The 6,631-nt window shown below is 75.3% G+C and carries 7 protein-coding genes; 1 reads left to right on the top strand and 6 read right to left on the bottom strand.

The features are described from left to right. Nucleotides 1-116: 116 nt before the first annotated feature. From MNZ39_RS07430 to MNZ39_RS07415, 4 genes are all read right to left on the bottom strand, one after another. On the bottom strand, nucleotides 117-386 hold the full coding sequence (locus MNZ39_RS07430; protein ID WP_242336821.1) for an STAS domain-containing protein: 270 nt from the start codon (nucleotides 384-386) through the stop codon (nucleotides 117-119). 263 nt (nucleotides 387-649) lie between these two features. Beyond that, nucleotides 650-1,924: an acetyl-CoA hydrolase/transferase family protein gene (locus MNZ39_RS07425; RefSeq protein WP_242336818.1), complete on the bottom strand. Its 1,275-nt coding sequence runs from the start codon at nucleotides 1,922-1,924 to the stop codon at nucleotides 650-652. An 82-nt stretch (nucleotides 1,925-2,006) separates the two neighbouring features. Continuing rightward, the gene (locus MNZ39_RS07420; RefSeq protein WP_242336815.1) at nucleotides 2,007-2,777 is read right to left on the bottom strand and encodes a TSUP family transporter; all 771 of its coding nucleotides are present in this window, start codon (nucleotides 2,775-2,777) and stop codon (nucleotides 2,007-2,009) included. Between the two features lie 95 nt (nucleotides 2,778-2,872). After that, nucleotides 2,873-3,241: a response regulator gene (locus tag MNZ39_RS07415; RefSeq protein ID WP_242336812.1), complete on the bottom strand. Its 369-nt coding sequence runs from the start codon at nucleotides 3,239-3,241 to the stop codon at nucleotides 2,873-2,875. 133 nt (nucleotides 3,242-3,374) lie between these two features. Between MNZ39_RS07415 and MNZ39_RS07410 the strand changes: the two genes are divergently transcribed. Next, nucleotides 3,375-4,133 (top strand): SIMPL domain-containing protein, encoded by a 759-nt coding sequence (locus MNZ39_RS07410; protein ID WP_242336809.1) that lies wholly within the window; start codon nucleotides 3,375-3,377, stop codon nucleotides 4,131-4,133. A gap of 196 nt (nucleotides 4,134-4,329) precedes the next feature. Here MNZ39_RS07410 and MNZ39_RS07405 read toward each other — a convergent pair whose 3' ends face one another. Both MNZ39_RS07405 and MNZ39_RS07400 read right to left on the bottom strand, forming a co-directional pair. Further along, on the bottom strand, nucleotides 4,330-4,890 hold the full coding sequence (locus tag MNZ39_RS07405; RefSeq protein ID WP_242336806.1) for an HPP family protein: 561 nt from the start codon (nucleotides 4,888-4,890) through the stop codon (nucleotides 4,330-4,332). Nucleotides 4,891-4,909: 19 nt separating this feature from the next. Next, nucleotides 4,910-6,340, bottom strand: a complete 1,431-nt coding sequence (locus MNZ39_RS07400) for a phosphoribosyltransferase family protein (protein ID WP_242336803.1) — start codon at nucleotides 6,338-6,340, stop codon at nucleotides 4,910-4,912. Between the last annotated feature and the right edge of the window lie 291 nt (nucleotides 6,341-6,631).

The following is a 6,631-nucleotide window of genomic DNA, read 5'->3' as shown; positions in this document are numbered from 1 at the left end:
GGGGCTCGCGCGCCGGCGGGGGGGGCCCCCGGGTCGTGGGTGGGGGGGGGGGGGGGGCCCCCCCCCGGGGGGGGGGGGGCGCCCCCCGGCCCCCCCGAGGCACGCCGCCTGCCGTTTCAGTGCAGCGCGGGCGCCTGCGGGTGCTGGAAGGCCTCCACGTCCACGCCGAAGTAGCGGAAGATGCGGAGCTGGTGCTGGCGCAGGCCGCGCAGCAGCAGGCGCCGGTCGCCGCCGGCGAGCTCGTGCGCGAGCGCGGCGACGCCCAGGTCGGCGAACTCGCGGATCAGGCTGAAGTCGAGCACCACCTCGCCTCCGCGCTCCGCCTCGAGCCGCTCCGCCAGCTCGGCGGCGGACGTCCGGTCGAAGACGCCGGACAGGCGGATCACCGTCCGACCGGCCTCTGACTCCCGGACGAATTTGCAAGCGCCTGGCATCGCCTCGGCCCTCCGGACGCGCGTTTCGTCGTCTCTCGCGTGCGTGACGTGGTCGGTTAAGAGAATTTGTACTCCCCCGGGCTACCGCAACCCGCCGCCGCGTCCGGGGCCGCGGCTCGACGGAGCGGGGATCGTGCGCGCACGGCGTGACGCGGCCGCGGCGCGCAGGCGCCGGATCGGTGAACTCCCGGAAGGCGGGCGCTCGGCCCGCCGGATCACCAGCTGCCGAAGCGGCGGCGGGCCTCGGCGGCGAGCGCGTCGCGGTGCGCGGGGTGGGCGATCGCGATGAGCGCCGCCGCGCGCTGGCGCAGGTTCTTGCCGAAGAGATCGGCGATCCCGTGCTCCGTCACGACGAAGTGCACGTGGGCGCGGGTGGTCACGACGCCGGCGCCCGGCTTCAGGTACGAGACGATGCGCGGCTCGCCCGCCGCGGTGGTCGAGCGCAGGGCGATGATGGGCTTGCCACCGTCGGACAGCGCCGCGCCGCGGATGAAGTCCATCTGCCCGCCCACGCCCGAGTACTGCCGGTCGCCGATGGAGTCGGCGCACACCTGGCCGGTGAGATCCACCTCGATGGCGCTGTTGATCGCGGTGACCCGGGGGTTCCGGCGGATGACTGCCGTGTCGTTCACGTACGCGATGTCGAGCATCGCCACGAGCGGGTTGTCGTGGAGGAAGTCGTAGAGCTTGCGGGTGCCGACGGCGAACCCGCCCACGATCTTGCCCGGGTGGACGCGCTTCGCCTCGCCGGTGATGACGCCCTTGTCGACGAGGTCGACGATGCCGTCGGAGAGCATCTCGGTGTGGATGCCGAGCCGCTGGTGATCGCCGAGGTACGCGAAGGTCGCCTGCGGGATGGCGCCGATCCCGAGCTGGAGCGTCGCGCCGTCCTCCACGAGCTCCGCGCAGTGGCGCCCGATCGCGCGCTCCGCCTCCGTGAGCTCGCGCTCCGGCAGCTCGTGGATCGGCTCGTCCACCTCCACGAGGTAGTCGATCGCGTCGACGTGGATGAGGCCGTCGCCGTGCGTCCGCGGCATGCGCGGGTTCACCTGCGCGATGACGGTGCGGGCGGTCTGCACCGCCGCCCGCGTGACGTCCACCGACACGCCCAGGGAGCAGAAGCCGTGGCGGTCGGGCGGCGACACGTGGACGAGCGCGACGTCGAGCGGGAGGACGCCGGAGCGGAACAGCTTCGGCACCTCGGAGAGGAACACCGGCAGGTAGTCGGCCCGCCCCTCCTCGACCGCCGCGCGGTAGTTGGCGCCGACGAACAGCGCGTTCACGCGGAAGCTCTTCGCGTGCTCGGGGGCGGCGTAGGGCGCGCGCCCCTCCGTGTGCAGCGACACGATCTCGACGACGCGCAGCTCGCTCGCGCGCGCCGTGAGGGCGTCCACGAGCCGCTGCGGCGCGGCGGCGACGCTGTGGATGAAGACGCGATCGCCCGACTTGACGACGGAGACGGCTTCCTCGGCCGAGACGGTTCGGCTCATCGCGCGGCTTCCTCCTGGAGGGGCGTTTCGCCGCGGCAGTGTAGCAAGCGCGCCTCGCGCGGGGGAGGCTTGCCGCGTCACGTCATGGGTTGCGCATGTCCCAGGCGAGCTTGGCGGCCAGGACGAGCGCCACCGCGACCACCACCCGCCGGATGAGGGCGTCGCCGCGCCGGATGGCGAGGTGGGCGCCCACCCAGCCGCCCGCGAGCTGCGCCGCCGCCATGGGGAGGGCGATCCGCCAGAGGACGACGCCGCGGGACGCGAAGAGGGCGACCGCCGCGAGATTGGAGGCGAAGTTCACGACCTTGGCGCTCGCCGACGCTCGGGAGAGCCCGTCCCCGAGCAGCGCCACGAAGGCGACGATGAGGAACGTCCCCGTGCCGGGCCCGAAGAAGCCGTCGTAGGCGCCGACGGCGAGGGCGATGGCGCCCGCGATGGCCGCCGCGCTGCGGGGCGGGGCGGCGTCCTCGAGCCGGGGCGGCGGCCCCCTGCGCAGGCCGACGAACACCGCGGCGAAGGCGAGCAGCGCGACGACGATCGGCCGGAGCGCGGAGGGGGGCGTTACGAGGACGAGCGCCGCTCCGCCGAGCGAGCCGGCGAGCCCCAGGGGGAAGGTGATGCGCGCCCGGCGGCCGTCCACGAGCCCTCCGCGCGTGAAGCGGGCGAGCGCCGCGAACGAGCCGAACACCGACTGGCCCTTGTTCGTGCCGAGGGCGAGGTGCGGCGGGAGGCCGGCCCAGAGGATGGCGGGGACGGTGAGCAGGCCGCCGCCGCCGGCGATCGCGTCGATGACGCCGGCGACGAGCGCGACGAGCGTGAGGAGCGCGATCTGGAGGAGGCCCGGCTCTGCCATGCGGGGCAGCGTCATAGCACGCCAGGCCGGAGTCGACGGGCTGGCGCACGGCGGCTGCGCCTCGCTTCGCCGCGCGGGCGGCGTGGGCGGCCCGTCTAGTGGGGCCGGACGTTCCGCTCGACCGCCTCGATGAGATCGCCGAGGCCGACGGGCTTGTACAGGATCTCGGAGGCGGTGATGGGGTGTCCCTCGAAGCCGCGGCTCGCCGTCATGACGACGACAGGGATCTCCGCGAGCTGCGCGTCGCGCAGCTGCTCCTCGCGGAACTGCCAGCCGTTCATCTCCGGCATCATGAGATCGAGGAGGATGAGCGCGGGGCGCTCCCCCTTGCGCAGGCGGTCGAGCGCGACGCGGCCGTTCTCGCAGAGGTGCGCGTCGTAGCCCTCCTCCTCGAGCAGCTCCCCGAGCGTCTCCCGCAGGTCGGTGTCGTCGTCGACGACGAGGATCGGGCAGCCGTCGGTCATCGAAGGGGCGCATCCTAGGCGAGAGCGACCCCGTCATCGCGCGCCCATGCGGGGAGTGCGCGCGCCGACCTGCCCCGCACGGCGACACGGCGGCGCGTCCTCGCGGGGCGGAGCCGAGGTATGTAACGCAGCCATGTCCACGACCCGCCCTCTCGCCCTCCTGCTGCTCGTTCCGCTCGGCTGCGCGACCCGCGCCGCCGCCGCTCAGGTCCCCGCGCCCGCCGCGCAGTCGGTGCTCGCCGCCTCGCCCGCCGTCGAGGTGCGGAGCCTCGACCGGACGCTCCGCGTGACGGGAGAGGGCAGGGTGAGGGTCCGGCCCGACGTCGCGGTGGTGCTCGCGGGGATCGAGGCGACCGGCAAGACCCTCGCGCCGACCGTCGCGGACGCCGCGGCGAAGATGCGGCGGATGATCGACGCGCTCGCGAAGGCCGGCGTCGCCGAGAAGGACGTCCAGACGACGCGCCACGACGTGCAGGTGGAGCGTCCGTGGGTGGACGGGAAGCCTCGGGACATCACCGGCTACACGGTGGTGGACGAGGTTCGCGTGACCGTGCGCGATCTCGCGAAGCTCGGCCAGATCCTGGAGCGCGTGGTCGCCGCAGGCTCGAACTCGCTGCGGGGTCTCACCTTCGAGCGCGACGATCCGGCCCCGCAGCGCCAGGAGGCGCTCGCGAACGCGGTCGCGGTCGCCCGGGCGAAGGCGGAGGCGATGGCGAAGGCGGCCGGGGTCTCGCTGGGCGCGGTGGTGGCGATCGAGGAGGGCGCCGCCGAACGGCCGATCCCGCTCGCGAAGTACCGGACGCAGGCGATGGTGGCGACGGACGGCGCGCCGGTCACGCCGGGCGAGCTCGAGATCGACGCGAGCGTGTCCGTGACGTACGCGATCCGCTGACCGGCGCCCGGGTCCGCGCCGGCAGCACGGCGTGGACCGTCGCGACCGCGACGAGCACGACGAACGAGACGACCGCGACCGTGGTCATGAGCAGCCCCCGTCGATGATCCAACCGCGGCGGGAGCCCTTGCGAAAGCCCTCGATCGAGGGGCAACGCGGTCGAGGCATCGTGTCGCAGGGGGTGTCCAGCGCGCCGTCAGCGGGTCGCGCGGCGGCGACCCCCGCGCGCGCCGGTCTGCCGCGACGGCGGCTTGCGCGCGGGCGGCTTCCGGGACGGTGCCCGGCGCCGGGGCGGCTCCGCTCGCTCCACCCCCCGGGTGGGCGCCGGAGGCGCCTCCCTGCGCAGGTACACGAGCAGGTCGAGGTAAGAGACGATCCCGACGAGCCGCTCTCCGTCCATGACCGGTAGCGCGCCGACGCGCTCGTCCGCGAGGATCTCGAGCGCGTCCCGCACCGTCGCCGTGCTCGGGATCGTGACCGGATCGGGGCGCAGCGTGCCCTCGACCTCCTCGGAGAGGAGGTCGAGCGCGGCGTCCGCGAAGCGCTCGAGCTCGGTCCCGAGCCGCGCGCGAAGGTCGCGCTCGGAGAGCATCCCGACCACCGACCCGTCCGCGTCGACCACCGGCAGGTGCCTGAACCCGCCCTGCACCATCGCGCCCGCTGCGTCCCCCAGCGAGTCCTCGGGGCCGACCGTCGCCGGCTGCGGGGTCATGACCCGGCGGATGGGGACGTCGAGGAACGGGACTGCCTTGCGCATGACGAGCCTCCTCCCACGTTCAGGCGAAAGGCGGCGGAGTGAGCGCCGCCGGCGCCGAGAAGGTCCGCTCGAACCAGCGCGCCGCGAGCCGGGCCACCGACTCGAGCGCGCCCGGCTCCTCGAACAGGTGGCTCGCGCCCGGCACCATCGTCAGCTCGGCTGAGCGGAGGTGCGGGAGCACGGAGCGGTTGAGCCGCAGCACGGTGGAGTCCCGGCCGCCGACCACGAGGAGCACCGGCGCCCGCACCCGCTCCAGCACCGCCGCGGGCACGAGATCGGGACGGCCTCCGCGCGACACGACCGCCCCGACGAGCTCGGGGAGCTCCGCGGCCGCAGCGAGGGCGGCGGCGGCGCCCGTGCTCGCGCCGAAGTAGCCGAGGCGCAGCCCGCGCACGCGGGGCAGGGCCGCGATCCAGCGCGTCGCGGAGACGACGCGGCCGGTGAGCAGCTCGATGTCGAACCGGAGCTCCGCCGTGACCTCGTCCTCGGCCGCCTCGGGCGGCGTGAGCAGATCGAAGAGGAGGGTGGCGAGGCCGGCGCGCCGCAGCGCGCGCGCGACGAGCTGGTTGCGGGGGCTCCGGCGCGTCGAGCCGCTCCCGTGGACGAACAGGACGAGCCCCAGGGCGCGATCGGGGACGGCGAGCTCCCCCTCCAGGACCCCCGGACCGCCGGCCGGGCCGTCGAAGGGGATCGACAGGATCTCGGCCTCGGAGCCCGGCGGATCGGCGCCCAAGGGCGCGGTCCACTCTCCATTCCAGAGCTCGCCGACCTCGCCCTCCGCCGGCTCGCCCCGGGCGCGCCGCAGGCTCTTCACCACCTGCTCGTCGGACACCTGGTCGAACCGCTCGTACCAGGCGCCCACCGCGTAGAACGGCTCGGGGAGCTCGAGGGCGATCACCTCGTCGAAGTCCGCGCGGAGCTCCGCCACCGAGGCCGCCGCGACGACCGGCGCAGCGAGCACCACGCGCGCGGCGCCCCGCTGCCTCGCGCCGCGGGCCGCGGCGCGGGCGGTGGCCCCGGTCGCGACGCCGTCGTCCACCACGATGACCGTGCGCCCCGCGACCTCCGCCGGCGGGCGATCGCCTCGGTAGCGCCGGACGCGCCGCGCGAGCTCGACGACCTCGCGCTCGGCGAGCTCGGCGGCGTCCGCCTCGGTGAGGCCCACCTCGCGAAGCGCGTCGCGGCGCACGAACACCGCGCCGCCCTCGGCGATGGCGCCGATGGCGTACTCCGGAGATCCCGGCGCGCCGATCTTGCGGACCACCACGACGTCGAGCGGCGCGTCGAGGGCGCGCGCCACCTCGAAGGCGACGGGCACGCCGCCCCGCGTGAGCCCGAGCACCACGGGCCGCTCCGCGCGGAGTCTCCCGAGCTCCTCCGCGAGCAGCCGTCCTGCCTGCTCCCTGTCCCGGAAGACCATGCGCGCCTCCTTCGCCTGACGCGCGCTCACGCGCGATCCACGCGCGGCGCCGCCGCCGGCGCTCTCGAGGGAACGCTACCGCCGGCGTCCAGCGCGCGGACGGGTCGGGCGGGGCGCGCTGTTCGGGTGGGGCCGCACCGCGCGTGCGTACGTACGCCCATGATCGCGCCCGGTGAGCCGCGGGCGCGGCGCGCGGAGAAGCGCCCACCCGCTCCGGGCCCTCGGCGATCGTCGAAGGCACGAGGCCGCCACCGGGGACGCGCCGGGTCGCTCGCTCGCCGGGACCCTCGGCGCCGCACCGCGACGCCGCACCGCGATGTC

Origin of the sequence: Anaeromyxobacter sp. SG66 (genome assembly GCF_022690805.1) — a bacterium.
Lineage (GTDB): Bacteria > Myxococcota > Myxococcia > Myxococcales > Anaeromyxobacteraceae > Anaeromyxobacter > Anaeromyxobacter soli.
This window is presented reverse-complemented; position numbering and strand designations above follow the sequence as displayed.